This is a genomic window from uncultured Ruegeria sp. (assembly GCF_947497005.1).
In the GTDB taxonomy this organism is placed as follows: Bacteria; Pseudomonadota; Alphaproteobacteria; order Rhodobacterales; family Rhodobacteraceae; genus Ruegeria.
The window spans coordinates 82,614-103,135 of sequence record NZ_CANMFF010000016.1; the positions used below are offsets into that span (position 1 = coordinate 82,614).

General features: G+C 56.8%; 18 protein-coding genes, 1 other RNA gene and 1 riboswitch. Of the genes, 7 read left to right on the top strand and 12 right to left on the bottom strand.

Features of this window, described 5'->3' with window-relative positions; all coding sequences use genetic code 11:
* Positions 1-7: 7 nt before the first annotated feature.
* Positions 8-751 carry a transcriptional regulator FnrL gene (fnrL, locus tag Q0816_RS19830; protein WP_298853892.1) on the bottom strand — a complete coding sequence of 248 codons (744 nt, stop codon included), beginning with the start codon at positions 749-751 and terminating at the stop codon, positions 8-10.
* Between the two features lie 61 nt (positions 752-812).
* Between fnrL and hemN the strand changes: the two genes are divergently transcribed.
* Together hemN and Q0816_RS19840 are read left to right on the top strand one after the other, a co-directional pair.
* Positions 813-2,168: an oxygen-independent coproporphyrinogen III oxidase gene (gene hemN / locus Q0816_RS19835; RefSeq protein WP_298853894.1), complete on the top strand. Its 1,356-nt coding sequence runs from the start codon at positions 813-815 to the stop codon at positions 2,166-2,168.
* Between the two features lie 210 nt (positions 2,169-2,378).
* A complete protein-coding gene (locus Q0816_RS19840; RefSeq protein WP_298853896.1) occupies positions 2,379-4,307 on the top strand; it encodes an elongation factor G in 1,929 nt (642 codons plus the stop codon).
* A gap of 24 nt (positions 4,308-4,331) precedes the next feature.
* Here the strand turns inward: Q0816_RS19840 and Q0816_RS19845 are convergent, their stop codons facing one another.
* The 6 genes from Q0816_RS19845 to Q0816_RS19870 all read right to left on the bottom strand — a co-directional run bounded on the left by Q0816_RS19845 (position 4,332) and on the right by Q0816_RS19870 (position 11,031).
* Positions 4,332-5,921 (bottom strand): ABC transporter ATP-binding protein, encoded by a 1,590-nt coding sequence (locus tag Q0816_RS19845; RefSeq protein ID WP_298853898.1) that lies wholly within the window; start codon positions 5,919-5,921, stop codon positions 4,332-4,334.
* A complete protein-coding gene (locus Q0816_RS19850; RefSeq protein ID WP_298853900.1) occupies positions 5,918-6,235 on the bottom strand; it encodes a hypothetical protein in 318 nt (105 codons plus the stop codon). Before Q0816_RS19850 ends, Q0816_RS19845 begins: the two co-directional genes overlap by 4 nt.
* Positions 6,232-7,338 carry an ABC transporter permease gene (locus Q0816_RS19855; RefSeq protein ID WP_298853902.1) on the bottom strand — a complete coding sequence of 369 codons (1,107 nt, stop codon included), beginning with the start codon at positions 7,336-7,338 and terminating at the stop codon, positions 6,232-6,234. The genes Q0816_RS19850 and Q0816_RS19855 overlap by 4 nt, the downstream gene beginning before the upstream one ends.
* Entirely contained in the window at positions 7,339-8,436 is a 1,098-nt protein-coding gene (locus Q0816_RS19860; RefSeq protein WP_298853904.1) for a microcin C ABC transporter permease YejB, read from the bottom strand.
* Between the two features lies 1 nt (position 8,437).
* Positions 8,438-10,348, bottom strand: a complete 1,911-nt coding sequence (locus Q0816_RS19865; protein WP_298853906.1) for an extracellular solute-binding protein — start codon at positions 10,346-10,348, stop codon at positions 8,438-8,440.
* A 170-nt stretch (positions 10,349-10,518) separates the two neighbouring features.
* Positions 10,519-11,031 (bottom strand): cytochrome c family protein, encoded by a 513-nt coding sequence (locus Q0816_RS19870; RefSeq protein ID WP_298853944.1) that lies wholly within the window; start codon positions 11,029-11,031, stop codon positions 10,519-10,521.
* 120 nt (positions 11,032-11,151) lie between these two features.
* Between Q0816_RS19870 and Q0816_RS19875 the strand changes: the two genes are divergently transcribed.
* A complete protein-coding gene (locus tag Q0816_RS19875) occupies positions 11,152-11,985 on the top strand; it encodes a prephenate dehydratase (protein ID WP_298853908.1) in 834 nt (277 codons plus the stop codon).
* A gap of 4 nt (positions 11,986-11,989) precedes the next feature.
* Here the strand turns inward: Q0816_RS19875 and Q0816_RS19880 are convergent, their stop codons facing one another.
* From Q0816_RS19880 to nudC, 3 genes are read right to left on the bottom strand one after another with little or no spacing between them, the layout of a single operon-like run.
* On the bottom strand, positions 11,990-12,532 hold the full coding sequence (locus Q0816_RS19880) for a chloramphenicol phosphotransferase CPT family protein (RefSeq protein WP_298853910.1): 543 nt from the start codon (positions 12,530-12,532) through the stop codon (positions 11,990-11,992).
* 50 nt (positions 12,533-12,582) lie between these two features.
* Positions 12,583-13,050, bottom strand: a complete 468-nt coding sequence (locus Q0816_RS19885) for an SRPBCC family protein (RefSeq protein ID WP_298853913.1) — start codon at positions 13,048-13,050, stop codon at positions 12,583-12,585.
* A 38-nt stretch (positions 13,051-13,088) separates the two neighbouring features.
* Positions 13,089-14,072, bottom strand: coding sequence for an NAD(+) diphosphatase (nudC, locus tag Q0816_RS19890; RefSeq protein WP_298853914.1), 984 nt, complete (start codon positions 14,070-14,072; stop codon positions 13,089-13,091).
* Between the two features lie 182 nt (positions 14,073-14,254).
* Between nudC and Q0816_RS19895 the strand changes: the two genes are divergently transcribed.
* Together Q0816_RS19895 and ffs are read left to right on the top strand one after the other, a co-directional pair.
* Positions 14,255-16,123 carry a bifunctional 2',3'-cyclic-nucleotide 2'-phosphodiesterase/3'-nucleotidase gene (locus tag Q0816_RS19895; RefSeq protein WP_298853917.1) on the top strand — a complete coding sequence of 623 codons (1,869 nt, stop codon included), beginning with the start codon at positions 14,255-14,257 and terminating at the stop codon, positions 16,121-16,123.
* 39 nt (positions 16,124-16,162) lie between these two features.
* An RNA gene (gene ffs, locus Q0816_RS19900) (signal recognition particle sRNA small type) lies at positions 16,163-16,261 on the top strand.
* A 58-nt stretch (positions 16,262-16,319) separates the two neighbouring features.
* Here the strand turns inward: ffs and Q0816_RS19905 are convergent.
* Entirely contained in the window at positions 16,320-17,258 is a 939-nt protein-coding gene (locus Q0816_RS19905) for a hypothetical protein (RefSeq protein ID WP_367180545.1), read from the bottom strand.
* Between the two features lie 55 nt (positions 17,259-17,313).
* A riboswitch (cobalamin riboswitch) is annotated at positions 17,314-17,535 on the top strand.
* 90 nt (positions 17,536-17,625) lie between these two features.
* On the opposite strand from Q0816_RS19905, the gene Q0816_RS19910 reads away from it, so the two are divergent.
* Positions 17,626-18,033: a hypothetical protein gene (locus Q0816_RS19910; RefSeq protein WP_298853919.1), complete on the top strand. Its 408-nt coding sequence runs from the start codon at positions 17,626-17,628 to the stop codon at positions 18,031-18,033.
* Here the strand turns inward: Q0816_RS19910 and Q0816_RS19915 are convergent.
* Complete coding sequence (locus tag Q0816_RS19915) at positions 18,025-18,537, bottom strand: dual specificity protein phosphatase family protein (RefSeq protein WP_298853921.1); 513 nt, start codon at positions 18,535-18,537, stop codon at positions 18,025-18,027. The two genes, Q0816_RS19910 and Q0816_RS19915, sit on opposite strands and share 9 nt — an antisense overlap.
* A 150-nt stretch (positions 18,538-18,687) precedes the next feature.
* On the opposite strand from Q0816_RS19915, the gene Q0816_RS19920 reads away from it, so the two are divergent.
* Positions 18,688-20,472 carry a DNA polymerase III subunit gamma/tau gene (locus Q0816_RS19920; RefSeq protein WP_298853949.1) on the top strand — a complete coding sequence of 595 codons (1,785 nt, stop codon included), beginning with the start codon at positions 18,688-18,690 and terminating at the stop codon, positions 20,470-20,472.
* Positions 20,473-20,522 lie beyond the last annotated feature (50 nt).

The window sequence follows — 20,522 nt, forward strand, 5'->3', positions numbered from 1 at the left end:
GTTCAAGTCAGACAAGAAAGCCGCCATCCGAATCGTCGCCCGCCTCTTCCATGAGGCGACCCAAATCGGGGATGGTCACATGCCGCTTGCCTTCAAGCGTTATCACGCCGTCCTTTTTCAGAGCTGATATCTGGCGACTGACTGTTTCCAGCGTCAGGCCCAGATAATCCGCCATGGCTTCTCGGGTCAGGGGCAAATCAAACACGATGGGCCCAGACAAACCTTTTTGGCTGACCGACGCGTCACGACGGGCGATAATTGACAACAGGCTGGCAATCTTCTCGCGCGCTGTTTTGCGCCCAAGGACCAGCATCCACTCGCGGGCGGCGTCGAGTTCGTCCAACGTCATCTGCAAAAGGCGATGGGCGATGTGCGGGGTGTGGTCCAACAGCTCTTCGAAGGGCTTCTTGCGGAAACAACACATAACGACATCCGTCGTCGCCTGAACATCATAAGGCGCTGTCTCGCGCCCCGGGCGACCCACGAAATCGCTGGGCAACAGCAGACCGACCATTTGAGTCCTGCCGTCTTCCATCGTCTGTGTCAAAGAGGCGATTCCAGCCACGACCGAGCCGACAAAATTCATCTGATCCCCTGACCAGATGATTGTCTGACCCGCCTCAAAACTGCGATAATACTTTATGCTTTCAAGCTCTTCCAGCTCATCGGCATCACAACGGGCACAGACCGCACGATGTCGAATCGGGCAATCTCCGCAATTAGAGTGGTCAAACTGTGCTTTTACTGTCATGCGCGTTCCTACTTGATCTCCGTCAAAGCAACCAAGTCGTCTGTCTCCTAAGGGTATAGCTATGATAGTGAAACCTCAATTGGCAAAGCTTGGACTTTTTGACGCGAAAGTACCGCGTTACACAAGCTATCCCACGGCGCCCCATTTCAGCAATGACGTGGGAGCAGATATGTTTGGCGACTGGATATCTGGGATCAAACCCGGCCGCGCTTTGTCTTTGTATATCCATGTTCCCTTCTGCCGCAGGCTGTGTTGGTTCTGCGCCTGCCGGACACAGGGAACACAAACCGACAATCCGGTGATCGCCTATGTCGATGTTCTGAAGGCTGAACTGGATCTTTTGGCGGCACGGTTGCCTGAAGGTGTGGTCCTGTCGCGTCTGCACTGGGGCGGCGGCACACCAACGTTGCTGAACGCCCAACTGATGCGCGAATTGGCACAACACATCCTGGGTATAGTGCCCATGGGGCCTGATGCTGAATTCTCGGTCGAGATCGACCCGAACGAGGTTGACGAGGCGCGTCTGGATGCGCTGGCAGATGCTGGCATGAACCGCGCGTCGATTGGAGTGCAGGATTTCGATGACGAAATCCAGAAAACCATTGGTCGAATTCAAAGCTATGACACCACACGCGACGCGATCGACATGATCCGCGCGCGCGGCATCACCAGCCTGAACGCCGATATTCTTTACGGTCTGCCACATCAGACAAAGACCCGGATGACGGAAAGTGTGCAGAAACTCTTGTCGCTCAGCCCGGATCGGGTCGCGCTTTACGGTTATGCCCATGTGCCGTGGATGGCCAAACGGCAACAGTTGATTCCGTCGGACGCTCTGCCCACGCCCGAACAACGCCTCGAACTGTTTGACACAGCCCGACGTTTGTTTCTGTGGGACAAATATGCCGAGATCGGCATCGACCACTTTGCCACGCAGGATGATGGGCTTACCCACGCGTTGCATGCTGGCCGTCTCAAACGGAACTTTCAGGGCTATACTGACGATCAAGCTGATGTTCTGATCGGTGTCGGCGCCAGCTCGATCTCGCGCTTCCCGCAGGGATATGCACAAAACGCACCTGCCACGTCTGCCCATACCAAAGCCATCCGCAACGGGCAGTTTTCAACCTCACGCGGACATCTCTTCAAGGGTCAGGATATCCTGCGTGCGCGCCTGATCGAAGCGCTGATGTGCGATTTCAAGATCGACACTGCAGAAATCCTGCGGGATCACGATATATCTGCCGCTGAACTGGACCAGATGTATCGCGCGGCCAATGCTTCTTTCGACGGGCTGCTGCAGATCACCGAAGACGGGCTTAATGTACCGCCCGAAGCGCGTGCGCTGACCCGGATAATTGCCCGCAGCTTTGATGCCTATGACCTCAGCAAGGCGGGACACAGCTCGGCGATCTGACCTTTTTCTGCGGGCTGCATTCAGCTCGTGCAGCGGAAAACACATCAGGGGCTTGACGCACGCCTGCGGTTTTTCCCACACTCGTGTTGTAGGGCGATGTTTCGCCTTGCAACCTGAGGCGGGCAAAATCAGGCAATCCTTGTCGGCGCATACGCGTCGGTCGGTCCCTTTCGTGCAACCATTCTGCAACCTGAAAGAGGGACAACACTCATGCGCGTTTTCACCGTCCTCGGGCCCAGCCAATCGGGCAAATCTACCCTGGTCGAGGCTATCAGCCGCCTCGACGGGCGCCCCACCAAATTCGATGTTTCCGGAACCGTGCAATTGCACGGTTTTTCTTACCTGAACGAACCCTGGTGCGCGATCGACGTTGATGGGGGCGGCGATGCGCTGGCCTATGTCGGGCCTGCGATGGCCATTTCGGACGCTGCAGTGGTGGTCGTGCCACCCGACCCCAATGCTGCCGTTTTGTGCGCGCCATACCTGCGACTGGTAGAAGAGGCCGGCATCCCCTGCTTTCTGTTCATCAACCGGATGGACAACCCAAACGGTCGCATTCGGGACATCATCGCAGCGCTGCAAACATATTGCACCCATCACATCGCTTTGCGTCAGGTGCCAATCCGCGACGGCGAGGCAATCGTAGGCGCGGTCGATCTGATCTCGGAACGGGCATGGAAGTATCAAGAAGGCCAACCCTCGGCCCTGATCGAACTGCCTAAATCCGTCGAGGACCGCGAACAGGAAGCCCGAACCGAGCTGCTCGAAACATTGTCCGATTTCGATGACAACCTGTTGGAACAGCTGATTGAAGACAAGCGGCCTCCCAGTGACGAAGTTTATGATCTGGCCGCACAGGTCTTGCAGAACCACCAGTTGATCCCCGCCTGCCTGGGTGCCGCGAGCCACGGAAACGGGCTGACGCGTCTGATGAAAGCGCTGCGCCACGAGGCACCCGCGTTTGATATCGCTGCCGGTCGAGACGAGGCCGCAGACAGTGCCCGCGCAATCGCCGGCTTTGCGGATGTCAAAAAACACATCGGAAAGATCGTCGTTCTGCGTGGCCTCGGGGATGGCGTACAAGCCCATGAGGCCTTGGGCGGTGAAACCGTCGGCAACCTGACTACGCTGGATGCCAAGACCCAAATTGCCTCCTTGGACGCCGGACAGATTGGTCTTGCGGTCAAGTCCGACCATCTTAACCCGGGCTACATTTATGACAGCAATTCAGCGACAGAGCTTCCCGAATGGGCGGCCTCGCATCCGGTCGCACATCGGCAGATCGTCTCACCAGCGCATGAGCGTGACGATGTACGCCTGTCCAACGCCGTGAGCCGTCTGGCCGAGATCGATCCCGGTCTGCACTTGCAACAGGATGAACTGAGCGGCCATTTGATCCTTGGATCACAGGGCCCACAACACATGCGCCGCGTGACCGCCAAGCTGGCCGAGGATTTTGGAATCGAGATTGAAGCGGACCACGTCGAAACCGCCTATCGCGAAACCATCCGAACGCCTATCGAACATCGCCACCGCCATCGCAAACAATCCGGCGGGGCTGGGCAGTTCGCGGATGTGGTGATCTCGGTCGCGCCACTGCCCCGAGGTTCGGGGTTCCAGTTTGAAGAGGTCGTTAAAGGCGGTGCGGTGCCCAAGAACTATATCCCGTCGGTGGAACACGGTGCCAAGGACGCGCTTGAACAAGGCCCCGAGGGCTTTCCTGTCGTCGATGTAAAAGTGACCCTGAGCGACGGCAAACACCACAACGTGGACAGTTCGGATTATGCCTTCCGCACCGCAGGCAAGAACGCCGTGCGTGATGCGCTGCCTCAGGCCAAGCCGGTGGTTCTGCAACCGATCCTGAGCGCTGAAATTCACCTGCCTTCCGATTTTGTGGGCGATCTCGTGCCAACAATCAGTTCTCTGCAGGGACAGGTTCTGGGATTTGAAGGCAACCCAAACGCATCAGGTTGGGAGATATTCAACGCTCAGATTCCCGCCGTTTCCGAGGATGAGTTGCATCGCACTCTCGCCAGTGCCACGCGCGGAACCGGGTGGGTTAAGCTCAGCTTTGATCACTATGAAGAACTGCGCGGACCGGTGCCGAATGCGGCGGCCAAGGAAAAGGCAAACGCTTGACCAACTGAAAAAGGCGGGCTGGCCTCAGCCCGCCGCAGCAATCAGTTCGCGGGTATAGTCGGTTTGAGCGTTTTCGAACAAATCCTCAGCCGTGCCCATTTCAACCACATCCCCATTTCGCATGACGATGACGTTATGCGACATCGCCCGCACAACTTTCAGGTCATGGCTGATGAACAGATACGCCAGCCCGTATTTCTTTTGCAAATCGCGCAGCAGATCGACGATCTGAACCTGAACCGTCATGTCCAGCGCGCTGGTCGGCTCGTCCAGAACCAGCAGCTTGGGCCGCAGAACCATTGCCCGCGCAATGGCGATGCGCTGGCGTTGCCCGCCTGAGAATTCATGCGGATACCGGTCCATCGCCGCAGGATCCAGTCCCACTTCGGTCATTACATCTGCAACCAGCTCGCGCGGGGCGCGGTGAGGGTCAATGTTGTGAATCGCCAGACCTTCGGCGATAATCTGCTGACAGGTCATGCGTGGGCTGAGGCTGCCGAAAGGGTCCTGAAACACGATCTGCATATCCTTACGCAGCCTGCGCAGCTCTCGTGTGGACCATTTTCGCACATCCTGATCGCGGAAAGTGATGCCGCCTTCGGATGCGATCAACCGCATGATCGCCAGAGCCAGCGTGGTCTTGCCCGACCCGCTTTCGCCCACAATCCCCAGAGTCTCACCCGCCCGTACGCTCAGCGTGGCATCGTTCACCGCTTTCACATGCCCAACCGTGCGTTTCAGAAACCCGCGCTGGATTGGGAACCAGATCTTCAAATGATCGGTACGCGCGACTTCTTCTGCGTTTGGTGCAACGGGCTCGGGCTGACCCGAAGGTTCTGCGGCCAGGAGTTTGCGGGTGTATGGATGCTGAGGATTGTCGAAGATTTCCTGCGTCTCTCCGGTTTCGACAATCTCTCCGTCTTTCATCACACAAACCCGATCGGCGATCCGGCGCACGATGCCCAGATCATGGGTGATGAACAGCATCCCCATGTTTTCGGATTTCTGCAGTTCGGCCAGCAACTCGAGGATTTGTGCTTGAATGGTCACGTCCAATGCGGTCGTCGGCTCATCCGCGATCAGAATGTCCGGCTTGTTGGCCAGCGCCATGGCGATCATAATCCGCTGACGCTGTCCACCCGACAATTGGTGCGGGTAACTGTCCAGCCGTTCCTCGGGGTCACGGATACCGACCTTGTTCAACAGTTCGAGAATCCGCTCGCGCGCTACATGACCGGTAACCCCCTGATGCAGGGCCAGAGATTCAGCCATCTGTTTCTGGATCGTGTGCAACGGGTTCAATGAGGTCATCGGTTCCTGAAAGATAAAGCTGATGTCATTGCCGCGCACATCCATCAGATGCTGCTCGGAGGCGCCGATCATCTCTTGCCCGTCATAGGTTACCGAGCCTTCGACCAGTGCACTGTCGCCCAGCAGCGAAACAGTCGACAGCGCCGTGACGGATTTGCCCGATCCGGACTCGCCCACCAAGGCAACTGTCTCGCCCCGGTCAACGGTAAAGGATACGCCGTTGACTGCCGCGCTGATTTGCCCATCCTGACGAAAGGATACGCTCAAATTCCGCACGTTCAGCAAGCAAGTTTCGCTGTTCATACGCTAATCCCTTCCAGAGCCGCTGACATAAAGCCAACCCAAACCGCACTGATCAGCGCCGTTACCTGTAATAAGGTTGGGGAAGATCGCTTCTTTGCGTACCTAGCGGCGCTGGCAAGCAGCGAAAACGCTCCCGGACCAAACAGAACAAAGAAAATGAGCCCAAACACTTCGAACCGAAAGGCCCCATGCGGATGGGAACGCACCGGATCCCAGCCAATCCATGCCAGCATGCAGGCGATATTAATCAGGGCTGCTGCTGTCGCATTTTGGATCACGCGGGCGATCACGCTGGTAGTTGTGTCCAAAGTCATGAGAACGTCTTTCTCGGATCGAACGCATCCCGCACGCCTTCAAAAATGAAGACCAGCAGAGACAGCATGATGGCAAAGGTGAAGAAGGCGGTGAAGGCCAGCCACGGGGCCTGCAAGTTCTGTTTGGCCTGCAAGGTCAGTTCCCCCAGCGATGGGGCCGAGGATGGCAGACCAAAGCCCAAGTAATCCAGCGAGGCCAGACCGCCGATGGTGCCGGTGACGATGAACGGCATGAAAGTCAGCGTGGCAACCATTGCATTGGGCAGCATGTGGCGGAACATGATCGTCATGTTACCCACGCCCAGCGCCCGAGCAGCGCGCACATATTCAAGGTTTCGGGCCCTTAGAAATTCGGCACGCACCACGCCCACCAGCCCCGTCCAACTGAACAGGATCATCAACGCGACCAGCAGCCAGAAACTTCGTCCAAGCACAGCAAACATGATGATAATGACGTAAAGCGATGGTGTCGCTGACCAGATCTCGATGATCCGCTGAAAAACAAGATCCAGCCATCCGCCAAAGAAACCCTGAACGGCTCCGGCGAAAATGCCGATCAGGCTTGCTGCACCGGTCACCAGTAGCGTGAACAGGATCGAGAGGCGAAAGCCGTAAATCACCCGGGCCAGTACATCACGCTTGGTGTCATCGGTGCCCAGAAGGTTCTGCCCATTGGGCGGCAAAGGCGCCGCCCCCGGCCTGTCCACTGAAGTGTTGAATGAATACGGAATCAACGGCCAGAGCGCCCAGCCTTTCTCGAACCCTTCAGCCTGGAATGTGCCAGCATCAATTTGTTCGATTATCCCTTCGGGATCGTCGAAACATTCCTCCAATCCACCGCTGTCGATCAGGCACTGAACCTCGGGGTCGCGATAAATCGCTTCGGTTTGAAAATCTCCGCCAAAGTCGGTCTCCGCATAGAAGTTGAAGACCGGTGTAAAGTACTCACCGCGAAATTTGACCAGGATGGGTTTGTCATTGGCAATGAACTCGGCAAAAAGCGAAAGGCCGAACAGCACCGAAAAAATGATCAAGGACCAGAAGGCGCGCCTGTTGCGGCAGAAATTGTTCCAGCGTCGCTGGTTCAAAGGGGACAATGCCATTTACCCCTCCCGCTTTTCGAAATCGATGCGTGGGTCAACCAGCACGTACATCAGATCGCTGATGATGCCCACGACCAGCCCCATCAGACCAAAGATGAACAAGGTTCCGAAGATGACCGGATAGTCCCGCGCCACAGCGGCCTCGAAGCCCAGACGGCCCAACCCGTCCAGCGAGAAGATCGTCTCGATAATGATCGAGCCGCCAAAGAACACACCGATGAACACAGCAGGAAAGCCTGCAATGACGATCAGCATCGCATTTCGGAAAACATGCCCGTAAAGCACCTTGCTTTCGCTCAAACCCTTGGCACGGGCGGTCATTACGTATTGCTTTTTGATCTCATCCAAAAACGAGTTCTTGGTCAGCAGGGTCAGTGTGGCAAAGGCCGAGATGGTCAAAGCGATGATCGGCAGCGCAATGTGCCAGAAATAGTCAGCGATTTTGCCAAGCAAGCTGAGGCTGTCCCAATTGTCCGAGGTCAGACCTCGCAAAGGGAAAATCTGCCAGTATGAGCCGCCAGCAAACAACACCAGCAGCAAAATGGCGAAGAGGAAGCCGGGGATTGCATAGGCCACAATGATCGCCCCGCTGGTCCAGGTATCGAACCGCGATCCATCCTTGATCGCTTTACGAATGCCCAGCGGGATAGAAACCAGATAGGCAATCAAAGTCGACCACAGGCCCAGGGAAATCGATACCGGCATTTTCTCGAGCACAAGGTCAATGACGCTGATCGAGCGAAAATAACTCTCGCCGAAATCAAGCGTCAGATAGTTGCCCATCATGTTCAGGAACCGTTCCAGCGGCGGCTTGTCGAACCCGAATTCCTTTTCCAGTTCGGCAATAAATTCGGGCGGAAGACCCCTAGCACCGACATACTTGTCGTCAAATACGCCGCCCACCGGCTCTGCACCTGCTCCGGTATCACCACCTCCGCCAGCAAACCCGGCAAAAACGTCGCCCTGACCCTCGATCTGCGCGATGATCTGCTCGACTGGTCCACCGGGCACGAATTGTACCAGCGTGAAGTTGACGATCATAATGCCCAGAAGGGTCGGAATGATCAGCAACAAGCGTCTTAGAATATAGGCGCCCATGTTATCGCAGTGCGCCTTTTGCTTTCAAAGCGGCCTCTTTTTCCGGATTGATCCACCACAGATCGAGATGGCCCAGCGAATAGGGTGGCAGGTTTTCAGGGTATTCATACATATCGTAATACGCGGTCCAGTAGTCTGCGATGAACCCCACAGGGATAACGAAGAACTCATATCGCAACGCGCGATCCAGCGCCATCAATGCCGTATCCTGATCCACCTGGTTGTCAGTTTCAAAAGACGCCTCGATGATTGCGTCAACCAAGGGGCTGGCCAAACCAGCCGGGTTGAAAAGGCTAAAGGCGGCTTCTTCTGATCCGTACATCTGGCTCAGCCCGCCGCCGGTAGAAAGGAAAGATCCGTAGCGTGTAGAGTACACCATGTCGTAGTCCCGCTCGCGGCTACGCAGAGTGTATTGCGCCGGGTCAACCTTTTCCGCCGAAGCCTCCACCCCAATGGATTGCAGGTTCTGAACATAGGTTTCAATCATCGTCGCAGTCGATGTCGGCAGGTTTGAAGGATATGGGATGTTAACCTTCAGCGTCTGCCCTTCTGCGTTTCGACGCACATTGCCATCACCAACAGCCCAACCTGCCTCATCCAATAATTTTGACGCTTTACGCAAATTACGCCTGTCATTCAGGCGGTCAGGTTTTGATTCGTGCGCCACAACCGCGGGCTCCGTCAGTACATTTTCGGGCACGACGTCGCCCAGCGCTTGCAGAAACGCCAGTTCATCACCTTCTGGGAGACCTTGCGCCTCAAGCGGGGTCCCTTGTGTGAAAGAACTGCGCGGGGCGTTCAGACCGAACAACAAAGACTCGTTAGCCCACTCAAAATTGAAGGCCAAGGCCAGTGCCTTGCGGACGTTTTTTTCCGCAAACTGCGGTTTTCCGAGGTTGAATACGAAACCTGACGGTGTTGGAGGGCTGCCGTCCATGATCTCATCCTGAACAACCACACCCTCGTTCAACTTCGGGAAGTCGTACCCGGTCGCCCACAGTTTGGGGTCGCTTTCGATCCGAAGCGTGTACTCACCTGCCTTGAAGCCTTCGAACGCAGCGGTCTGATCCGCAAAATACTCGACACGGATCGTATCGAAATTATTGCGCCCCACATTGAAAGGCAGGTCTTTGCCCCAATAGTCATCGCGACGCTTGTATACGATCCGCCGGTTGATGTCGTAGCTGTCGAGCTTATAGGGGCCTGATCCAACAGCCACCTCCAGGCGTGGTTCATCCAGACGACGGGACTCATCCGCCTCGAACCATGCTTTTGAGAAAACAGGTGTTGCGCCCACTGTTTCGATCAGGCTGCGACGTGTCACTTCGGGGTTGAACGAGAATTTGACCGTATGATCATCCAGTGCTTCGGCCCCTGTCACCATGCGACCTACAGCTTGCGCATAAGAAGGCAGGCCCTGCTCGATGAATAGACGGTGGCTATAGACAACATCTTCCGCCGTTACCGGGCTGCCGTCCCAAAAGGTCGCCTCGGGTCGCAAATGGAAGATGACATAGTTGCGGCCTTCGTCATACTCGAGGCTTTCCGCCACTACACCATAATACTGCCCGACACTGTCATCCGCGCTTTCAAACAAGCGATCATATTGCAGTGTCGTCAATGCGCCAGCGCGCCCCTTGCGGGAATAGGGGTTGAGAGAATCAAACGTCCCGGAAGCCGCCAATGACAACTCGCCACCTTTGGGTGCATCGGGATTAACGTAGCTCAGATTCGGATAATCCGCCGGGTAATCCAAATTCCCAAAGTATGAGTACCCATGGCTGCTGGTAACGCCTTCGTCCAATGCGTGGGCACCCTGCGGCGCAGCAATTACCAATGCGGCGCACATACCCAATATGCCAGCCCATGGCCTTGCATTAAGATCACGTGTGGCAGGCAAAAGGGACATCATGTGGCTCATCCTCGGGGTCATGTTCATCTTTTATGTCGTAACCGCCAGCTAAAATGCCAGCACTGACAGATTCAAGTTTAGAGTGCGTGAGCGCTTTGTGAAGTTTCCTTCAGACAAAAAAAGCCGCTGCTCACAGCAGCGGCTTTCGAATTCTCTATTCTGTCAGGCAATCAGTTGCCGATTGTCTGCAGATAAGCGATCAGGTCTGCGCGATCCTGCGGCTTTTTCAAACCGGCAAAGCTCATCGACGTGCCCGAAATATAGGCACTTGGGCGCTCAATGAACGCATCCAGCGCCTCAGGTGTCCAGTTGCCGCCATGCGCCTGCATGCTGGCCGAATACCCGGTGAAACCGTTGGCCGAGGCGACTGGGCGATCAACAACGCCGTACAGATAAGGGCCCGTGCCGTTCGCGCCGTCTTCCAGCTTGTGGCATGCGGTGCATTTGCGGAACACTTTCGCGCCCTTGTCGACGTCAGCGGCGGCCAGCATGTCTTCGAAGACCACTTCTTCGCCGTCGGCGCTTTCGCCCGAGCTCTCGGTTTCGATAATGTAGGCGGCCTCAGCCGAGCCATGGCCACCGGAAGAATAGAGGACGGTTGCCCCCCATTTGGCCAGAAGCAGCACCAGGAAAGTGCCGAACAGGCCTGCGGCGGCCTTGGTAACTGTCATCGTGTCGAACATTGATCGCGTGTCCATTTCAGCTGTCTGGGCAGGTGTCTAAGGCTTCCACTTGCGAGAGGCAAGGTATAGACACCGCGACGAAACGACCAAATCGCGAACTTGTTGCATGGAATCGACCAAATGACCAATCGCATTGCCTTTCAGGGCGAACCCGGCGCCTATAGTCACGAGGCCTGTCGCAACGCGCGGCCCGATATGGAGGCCCTGCCCTGCCGCACATTCGAAGACGTGATCGAATCGGTCCGCTCGGGCGCGGCCGATCTTGCGATGCTTCCGGTCGAAAACACGACCTATGGTCGGGTAGCCGACATTCACCGTCTTATGCCCCACAGTGGTCTGCATATCATCGACGAGGCTTTTGTGCGTGTGCACATCAACCTGCTGGGTGTGCCCGGTGCCAAACTGGGTGATATCACCGAGGCGCATTCGCATCTGGTGCTGCTACCGCAATGTTCCGGTTTTTTGAAAGAACATGGCATTCGCGGTCGCGTCAGTCCAGACAATGCCCGCGCCGCACGCGAAGTCGCAGAAGTAGGGGACTTGCATTCTGCCGCCCTGGCCAGTGAATTGGCGGGCGAAATCTATGACCTGAATGTCCTGGCCCGCCACATCGAGGACAATGACAACAACACGACCCGGTTTCTGATCATGTCGCGCGAAGCCAATGAATCGCGACGGGGCGATCATGGAATGATCACCAGCTTCGTGTTTCAGGTCCGCAACATCCCGGCGGCGCTTTACAAAGCCATGGGGGGGTTTGCCACCAACGGAATCAACATGACCAAGCTGGAAAGCTATATGGTCGACGGGTCCTTCACCGCGACGCAGTTTTATGCGGATATCGTCGGCCATCCCGAAGACCGCAACGTTCAGTTGGCCATGGACGAGCTCGAGCACTTCACGACCAACGTAGAAGTTCTCGGCGTCTATCCGGCAGCCCAACCGCGCGGCTGACGCATCATTTCAAGGGCTGGCTGAATTCTGATCGGCGCAGATCGCTGCGCCATGTCCGGAGGATTGCCTGAACGTTGACCTCGACACCATCCGTCGAATCAAGCTCGGTATCGTAAACTCTGCCAACGTGAATCTTGGAATGGTCGCGTTCGGCACTGCCTACAAGGCGATCACCGCGCAAACGTTCGCGTTCTATCAACTGAGTGACCGGGCAATGAACGGCAACAAACAAAACATCAAACGGGCAGAGCAGGCAGCGCAGATCTTCGGCCCACCCCGGCGTATCCAGAATGTGTTCCAGGATCAGGTTGTTGCCAGCCGCCGCATAAGTCGCCAGCGACTTGTGAAACGCATCAAAGAAGGCTGACCTGTCAGCAGACCAATCAAACTCTCCACTGCGATACCGACTCAGGGGGAGGACGCCAGAATCGCGCAGATGATCGATTGAGATATGCCAGAATGGCTTTTCAATGGTCTGCTGCAACGCCTTCGCAATCGTCGATTTTCCGCTACTTGACGCACCGTGTAGAAAAATAATGTGCGACATTCAGGTTTTCTTCCGTGCTGTCTTACCCGGATCAGAATGCCGGATATCCCTTACGCTCCGTGCAAGTGGCGCTGCTCCAATTCACGCGCAAATTCGCTGAGCCGCACTTGGAACTGCTTGCGAAACCGTGATTGTCCCAACTTTATGGATTGCAGCAGCAACCGCGCGGGCAAAGACTTTGCAGCCAAAGACATCTCGACGCTCAAACGCGTTCGGCGCGGCGAGAGGGCCAGAAAATCTACAGTGGTCAGGCCGGTCATCCCTTTGCTGGCAGCCTCAAACCGCATTTGCGACGGCTTGTCATAATCTGTCATAACAACCGACATATGGCGTGGCTTTCCGCGCAGCTTGAATTCCGTTTTCCACTCGGTCCCTGCGGTCACCAATGCACCACCACCCAAGCGTCGCACGTCGATGCCACGACGCATCGCCATACGCTCGAACCGTTCGAAATCCGACACCATGTCAAATACCGAATTGACTGGGGCTTCAATATCTTCCCGCGCTGAAAACTGCATAGTGACCTTTGCTGTTTTTGGCTTAACCAGTTTTTCCCTCAGTCCAGCGTATCTGCAAGCCAGTTCTGAAGCAGAAAATGAGCGATAGCGCCCTTACGGGCAGGCAACAAGCTTGGATGTTCGCCGGCAAAGGCCTGCATCATTTCGGATTTGCCGACCCACATCGCCTCTTCGATCTCGACCGGATCGATCACGATGTCACGTGACAATGCTTCGCCTGCGCATCCGAACATCAGCGATGCCGGAAAAGGCCAGGGTTGGCTGGACAAATACGAAACCGAGCCCACAGGCACACCCGCCTCTTCCATCACTTCACGCCGCACCGCCGCCTCAAGCGTTTCGCCGGGCTCAACAAATCCCGCCAGCAACGAGAACATTCCCTCGGGCCAGCCCGGGGAGCGGCCCATGAGCACACTTTCTCCATGGGTGATCAGCATGATCACAACCGGATCCGTGCGCGGGAAATGCTGCCCACCGCAGGACGGACAGCTGCGTTGCCATCCCCCTTGCGACACTTCACTGGCGGCACCGCAGCGTGCGCAATAGCGATGTGTTTCGTGCCATCCGATAACCGCTTTGGCCGTCGCAGCCAGTTCAGCATCCCGCGCCGATAGCCGAGACATAATCCGGCGAAGCTCGACAAATACATGCCCTTCCGGCAAATCCGGGTGCTGCTGCTCAGATCTGTCCACGAATTCTCCCAGACCGGCCAGGTCCAATCCCTCTGCAGTCCAGGCCGAGATATCCGCCGCAAACAAAGGTGCGCCCTCTGAGCTCATACCAAGAAATACAGGGGCTTCGATAACACCGCCGGGGCCATCACTGATCAGTGGATGTGTCATCGGGGTCAGGGCCAACTGATCCAGCGCCTCCCCCACTACCAACAGTTTCCCTCGCCACAGCAGTATGCACCGTGCAGCAGGATTACACGTCGCCTCGGCCAACTTGTCCGCATCCCCGCGAAGATGCGCTGCCCGATCAAGGCCTGAACCCCCGAAGGTCACCTGCTCTGCGTTTTTCATTGAATTTCCTTCTGGTCTTGCGCACAGGGCTGCCATGTCTCAAGCCATGTTGCAATGGCCATTCAAGCCACGAACGCCACAGGTCCGCCGCCGAAAAGCCGCATGGTAGCCCTGGAAAAATCATCTAGAGTGCGTTTTGATGAATTTAGTCAATAACCACATTCAAAAGCAGAATACCCAAAGTGAAGCAAAACCCCTCGACGCAGGTGCATTTCACGAGCGCCAGTGGGCGTGTTCGCATTCTGGCCACGACCGACCTGCATATGAACCTGACCGGTTTTGACTATTACACAGACACACCGGACCCGACGCTTGGATTGACACGTACCGCCAGCCTTATCCGCAAGGCCCGGCAGGAGGCCACGGAAGCGTTGGTGCTAATGCTCGATAATGGCGACTCGCTTCAGGGAACGCCACTGGGCGAATGGGCGATGCGAGACTGCAATCCCCATCCGATCATGCAGGAATTCAAAGCGTTGGATTATGATGCGTTGGGTCTGGGTAACCATGACTTTGGGTTCGGGCTGGCAACTTTGGACAACATCCTTGCGCAAGCCCCATGTCCGGTTCTTTGCAGCAACTTGCAACGGACCAGTGGAACACGGTCGTGGCAACGTTACACAATTTTGGACCGCAAAATTTCATTGGACGGAAAAGAGACACCAATTCGCATTGGTGTCTTTTCAGTTCTGCCGCCGCAAACGGCCCGTTGGGAAGAGCATAACCTAGGCGAAGATGTGGTTGCGGACGACATCATGATTACAGCGCAGTCCTGCACGCAAGTGTTGCGCGATAAGGGTTGCGATTTGGTGGTAACACTTGCCCATTCCGGCCTAGGGAACGCGGAACCGGTGGCCGACATGGAGAATGCAGTCATTCCCCTGGCCGCGATCGATGGCATCGATGCCATTGTTGCCGGACATACCCACCTGATCTTTCCCGGAACAGGCCATGACAACCTCCCTCATGTCGATCACCTGACGGGGCAGGTACATGGAACGCCTGTTGTCATGCCCGGTTCGGCCGGCTCTTACCTCGGAGTTATCGATTTGACTGTCGTCAAAGGGGCGGACAGCAAACTGCGTGTCGAAGACAGTCAAATCGCACTGCGCCCAGTTTTCAAAGACAGTGTAGCCGTCGAGGAAGACCCTGAGACTTCAGGCCTGTGTGAATCGGCCCATCGCCAGACCCGGCATGCTGTCGCCCAGCCCGTCGCGCAAATCTCTGACAATTTACATAGCTATTTCAGCTTTTGCGCACCTGATCGCGGGCTTGCTCTGGTGGCGGCCGCACAGGCCGCTGTTTTGCGCCCTTTCCTGCATGGAACAACCCTTGCTGAACTTCCGCTTTTGTCGGTTGCTTCACCAGCTAAGTGCGGCGGGCGTGCAGGCCCACGATATTACACCGAGGTTCCAGCAGGCAAAATATGCCAGCGCCATGTAGCAGACCTGTATGTTTTTCCGAATGAATTGCGCGCTATTCAGATCGACGGCGCCCATTTGCTGGACTGGTTGGAGATGTCAGCCAGCGCACTCAACCAGCTGGAACCCGCCGCAGAAACAGAGCTGATCAACTCTGAATGGGCCGGATACAACTTCGACATCGTGTTTGGCCTGTCCTATCAGATCGACCCCTCTCAGCCTCCGCGTTTCGACGCCCAGGGGAAGATGGTCCATCGCGACCACAGGCGGATTCATAACCTGACACATGCTGGCCGCCCCGTGCGGCCCGAGCAGACGTTCGTCCTGGCCCTGAACAACTACCGCGCCAGCGGCGGCGGGTATTACCCAAGTTCGCCGTTGTCCCAACTTATCAATCTGCCGCCGATCGATATCAAAGACCTTTTGAGGGACTATTTGACTCGGCGCCTGCCAACCGACCCATTGTCCAAGCAACCCTACCCTTTTTCGCTTAAGCCTCAGCCAGGTACTAAGACAATCCTCCGAACAGGCCCGGGTGCCCTGAAATACATCGATGAATTGAGCCCGTTTGACCCCAAAGAACTGGGCCCTGATGACAAAGGATTTGAACGCATCCGCCTCATGCTCTGACGGGTTGTCTTTTCCCGAAGGTTTCCCTATATCCAGAGTCGAGAGGTTGGCGCGGGCGAGCGCCTCGCCAACCTGGTCAGGTCCGGAAGGAAGCAGCCACAACGAGCCCCGCTTGGGTCGATGTCCAACCTCTCACTTTCCCTACATTTGCTCGGCCTATGATGCAGGGCGCGTTGCGGCAACGCTCGAAGACGGTCTAGGCATCGATCAGACGAGGCCAGAGGGCCGCGTTTCGACGGGCGAAGGCCCCGATATGCCCAACTTCCGACAATCCCAAGTCAGTGGGTCTCAACAAGTGTCGTTTGGCCTCGGTGCCGTAGAGATCGGCAAGCCGCCAAACAGCCTGTGGCGGGACCATTTGATCATCCTCGAAAGTGAACAGGTCCACTGGTTTTCCTGACCCTGTCCACCGTGTGGCGGGCAGATCTGTCCCGATCTCAGGGACATAGTTCAAAGGGGCTGTACACCACTTGCGCCATTGCCAGTACACCGAGGCTGGCAAATCCGCACCAAACCCGATCGCTTTTCCCGGTAGGTACCCCAGCGCCTTCACCAAAAGCGGAGCATGTCCATACCAGAAAAGCCCGGCCAAACCACGATAGGGCCAAGGATGGTCGGTCAGGGTTACAAGCCCCGAACACACGCAAATCATCCGATCGATCTGGTTAACATCCGGCTGCACAGGCCCCAGCATAGCGCCAACTGAATGACCTATGGTCCAGTGCTGGGCATCTGGAAAACGCCTGCGCATTTCGGTCCGGGCTGCAGGCATATCGATCAATGCCCAATCCGCCATCGTCGTGCGCGCATCCTTCATTCGACCGCTCAAAGACTGCCCATAATCCCTGTAGTCGTAAGTAAGGCAAGCCATTCCTTGCTCGGCGGCCAGCCATCGCGCAAAATGGCGATAGTAGTCTCGCGGCACGCCTGTAGCACTGTTCAGCACCACAACGGTTTCGGGTGGATTCAACGGTTGATACAACCGCGCCGACAGCGTCGCTGACCCGGACGGAAAGCGAAAATCTTCGGTTATAACCGTCTGCTCTGTGTCCAACATGATCTCTGACCGTTCGCTGAAACAATCGGTTTTCTGAACTTCAATGCCGCTGACACTACGAAGAAACGTAAGTTGCATCCAGCATGACCAAACGTCCGGACAAAAGATCGGCTTGACTCGGAACGCGACCAGACGCTAGCCGTTGTGTGATGGTTTCCGGCTTCCACAAGGGGTCGGGATGAAAAGGGAACACGGTGCGGTTTTGTCTGGCCATGCAGGCATCAACCAAATCCGCGACTGCCCCCGCAACTGTAAACGGTAAGCGATGCCGAAGTACCACTGGCTAAACGGCTGGGAAGGTTGGCAAAGCGATGACCCGCAAGTCAGGAGACCTGCCATCGGAAACGAAACCGTAATTCGGGCGGGGTGTCCGGGCAGGGTCTGACTGCGATATGCCGTCCCACCTGCTCCAAGTCTCCTGTCCACCACGCGCGGAGGGCGCAGGATGATCTGGAAAACAAAAACGCACCAATACAGTGCAACCGTATGTCAGCGGACGGGCAAAACCTGCCCGGCTTTGGCGCGGCTGGCACGTTCGATTTCCGAGGCCATGGAACAAGCCACGTCAGCCACAAATGAGGATTTCGAGTTTGACGGCAGCAGCAAGCTATCACATTGCACCGAAGGATGTCATGCGACCTTCCAGGCGAAATCAGACAGCATTCGTATCTTTTGTGGCACGCAGCCCGAGGCGGCGATCAAGAACCTGAACGTTTATGCTGATTTGATCTTTGGAAACACGTGCTGTCCGTTGCCTTCTGGCATCGTGAAAAACCCACCTTGCGCCATGATCGAAGTTTCTGCGATCCGGCCTCGAAAAACCACCTACGCGCCCGAGCAGCTTTCAGTCTGATCCCACACCCACCTGCGCCTGAGCAAGCTGAGACGCCCAGGCCAGTTGCGCATCGGTTTCGACGGCACAAGGTCGAACGGCGCGCAAACGTTCCAGCGCTTTGTCGGCCCGTTCGCCACATTCAACCATCAGCCGCAAGACAACCATACCTGACCTGCCGCAGCCTCCTCGGCAGTGCACCAATACGCGACCTCCACCTGACAGCGCGTGTCGGGCTGAGGCGCTGACGGACGGCCACGCGTCCTGAATCGCCTTTGTGGGCGCTCCGAAATCTTCGATCGGCAGGTGAACCCACCGACTGGCGCGGCTTTGTATGTCGCTGCCGAAATCTTGCGCCCCGTCCTGAAGCATCTCGACATCTGTTGTCATCGACAACACAAGCCCCGGCTGCCAGGCTGCAATCGTGTCCAGATCGCTTGCATAATCCCCGCCACGTCCCGGCATCGAGGTAAGGGCAAGCGTTCCGCCTCCGACTTGCAAGGCATAGACCACCAGCTGCGACATGAATTATGTCCTCCCCAAAGAACTCTTTACAAAAATGAGTCATTAAATCTGTTGATTCAGTTTAATGCGAAACCGGTCCATTTCTAAAACAAAAATCATCACACCCCGCTGTGGACGCGGGCAGCGGCGGCCACTACGCTGTGCCGAAGCATCGAATCCGAACGAGAAGACATGACAGACACGCCCAGCCCCGCCTATCAGGTTCTCGCCCGCAAGTATCGCCCGGAAACCTTTGCCGATCTGGTGGGCCAGGATGCCATGGTGCGCACCCTGAAAAACGCGTTCGAAGCAGACCGGATTGCACAGGCCTTCATCATGACCGGCATTCGCGGCACCGGTAAAACCACAACCGCGCGGATCATAGCCAAAGGCATGAACTGTATCGGCCCGGATGGAAATGGCGGGCCAACAACCGAGCCGTGTGGTCAGTGCGAGCATTGCCTGGCAATTATGGAAGGCCGTCATGTCGACGTGATGGAGATGGACGCCGCCAGCCGTACCGGCGTGAACGATATTCGCGAAATCATCGACAGCGTCCGCTATCGCGCCGCCAGCGCGCGCTACAAGATCTACATCATCGACGAGGTTCACATGCTCTCGACCAGCGCGTTCAATGCGCTGCTCAAAACGCTCGAGGAACCGCCCGCTCATGTAAAGTTCATCTTCGCGACGACCGAAATTCGCAAAGTTCCTGTAACAGTTCTGTCCCGATGCCAGCGCTTTGACCTGCGAAGGATCGAACCCGAAGACATGATCAGCCTGCTGCAAAAGATCGCCGGGTCCGAAAAGGCCCAGATCGCTGACGATGCGCTGGCCCTGATCACCCGCGCGGCTGAAGGATCAGCCCGGGATGCGACGTCCTTGTTGGATCAGGCCATCTCTCATGGCGCGGGTGAGACAACCGCCGATCAGGTCCGTGCGATGTTGGGTCTGGCAGATCGCAGCCGGGTTCTGGACCTGATGGACATGATCCTGCGTGGCGACGCGGCCGGTGCCTTGACCGAATTGAGCGGACAATATGCGGAAGGCGCGGACCCATTGGCCGTGCTGCGCGATCTGGCCGAAATCACGCATTGGGTGTCCGTGGTAAAGATCACTCCGGACGCCGCCGAAGACCCGACGGTTTCCCCGGACGAGCGAACCCGAGGCCAGCAAATGGCAGAGGCCCTGCCAATGCGGGTCCTGACCCGGATGTGGCAAATGTTGTTGAAAGCGCTCGAGGAAGTCTCTGCCGCGCCCAATTCCATGATGGCCGCTGAGATGGCCGTTATCCGCCTGACACATGTCGCTGATTTGCCCAGCCCTGAAGAACTGATCAAACGGTTGCAGGACGCCCCGCCTCCGCCACCCGGAGGACCTAGCGGGGGCGTTTCCATGTCTCGACAGGGCGCGATGCCGACACAGGCCAGTGCGGCCCCGGCACCTGCCTACGCAACGCCCCCCCGTGGCGCGGGAGGTGCGCCTGTTGCCGCATTGGCGCAGGATGTCCAAACAGCCCTTGCCCGGTACCCGACCTTTGAACATGTGGTCGAACTGATCCGTACCAACCGCGACGTGAAACTGCTGGTCGAGGTGGAAAACGGCGTGCGACTGGTTTCCTACCAGCCTGGCCGGATCGAATTCGCGCCGTCCCAGCAGGCGCCCGCAGACCTTGCTCCACGGTTGGGCTCTGCCTTACAACGATGGACCGGCAATCGATGGGCGGTCTCTATTGTCTCCGACGGGGATGCACCAACAATCGCAGAAGTGCGGGACCAGGCCGAATTGGCCCTGAAATCCGAGGCCGAGCAACACCCGCTGGTTCAGGCCGTACTTGCGCAATTTCCCAAGGCAAAAATCACAAAGATCGAAACGCCCGAGCAGCGCACTGCCAAAGTCGAAACCGAGGCGCTGCCCGAAGTCGAAGACGAATGGGATCCGTTCGAGGAGGATTGATCGGGCAACGCGCCGTCACGTGTCGCAAATGAAGCAGATTGAAAATACGA

Bases quoted from the DNA above. Each gene is read 5' to 3' on its own strand.
- fnrL (WP_298853892.1), bottom strand. From the start codon at position 751: ATGACAGTAAAAGCACAGTTTGACCACTCTAATTGCGGAGATTGCCCG.
- hemN (WP_298853894.1), top strand. From the start codon at position 813: ATGATAGTGAAACCTCAATTGGCAAAGCTTGGACTTTTTGACGCGAAA.
- Q0816_RS19840 (WP_298853896.1), top strand. From the start codon at position 2,379: ATGCGCGTTTTCACCGTCCTCGGGCCCAGCCAATCGGGCAAATCTACC.
- Q0816_RS19845 (WP_298853898.1), bottom strand. From the start codon at position 5,921: ATGAACAGCGAAACTTGCTTGCTGAACGTGCGGAATTTGAGCGTATCC.
- Q0816_RS19850 (WP_298853900.1), bottom strand. From the start codon at position 6,235: ATGACTTTGGACACAACTACCAGCGTGATCGCCCGCGTGATCCAAAAT.
- Q0816_RS19855 (WP_298853902.1), bottom strand. From the start codon at position 7,338: ATGGCATTGTCCCCTTTGAACCAGCGACGCTGGAACAATTTCTGCCGC.
- Q0816_RS19860 (WP_298853904.1), bottom strand. From the start codon at position 8,436: ATGGGCGCCTATATTCTAAGACGCTTGTTGCTGATCATTCCGACCCTT.
- Q0816_RS19865 (WP_298853906.1), bottom strand. From the start codon at position 10,348: ATGATGTCCCTTTTGCCTGCCACACGTGATCTTAATGCAAGGCCATGG.
- Q0816_RS19870 (WP_298853944.1), bottom strand. From the start codon at position 11,031: ATGTTCGACACGATGACAGTTACCAAGGCCGCCGCAGGCCTGTTCGGC.
- Q0816_RS19875 (WP_298853908.1), top strand. From the start codon at position 11,152: ATGACCAATCGCATTGCCTTTCAGGGCGAACCCGGCGCCTATAGTCAC.
- Q0816_RS19880 (WP_298853910.1), bottom strand. From the start codon at position 12,532: ATGTCGCACATTATTTTTCTACACGGTGCGTCAAGTAGCGGAAAATCG.
- Q0816_RS19885 (WP_298853913.1), bottom strand. From the start codon at position 13,050: ATGCAGTTTTCAGCGCGGGAAGATATTGAAGCCCCAGTCAATTCGGTA.
- nudC (WP_298853914.1), bottom strand. From the start codon at position 14,072: ATGAAAAACGCAGAGCAGGTGACCTTCGGGGGTTCAGGCCTTGATCGG.
- Q0816_RS19905 (WP_367180545.1), bottom strand. From the start codon at position 17,258: ATGCAACTTACGTTTCTTCGTAGTGTCAGCGGCATTGAAGTTCAGAAA.
- Q0816_RS19910 (WP_298853919.1), top strand. From the start codon at position 17,626: ATGATCTGGAAAACAAAAACGCACCAATACAGTGCAACCGTATGTCAG.
- Q0816_RS19915 (WP_298853921.1), bottom strand. From the start codon at position 18,537: ATGTCGCAGCTGGTGGTCTATGCCTTGCAAGTCGGAGGCGGAACGCTT.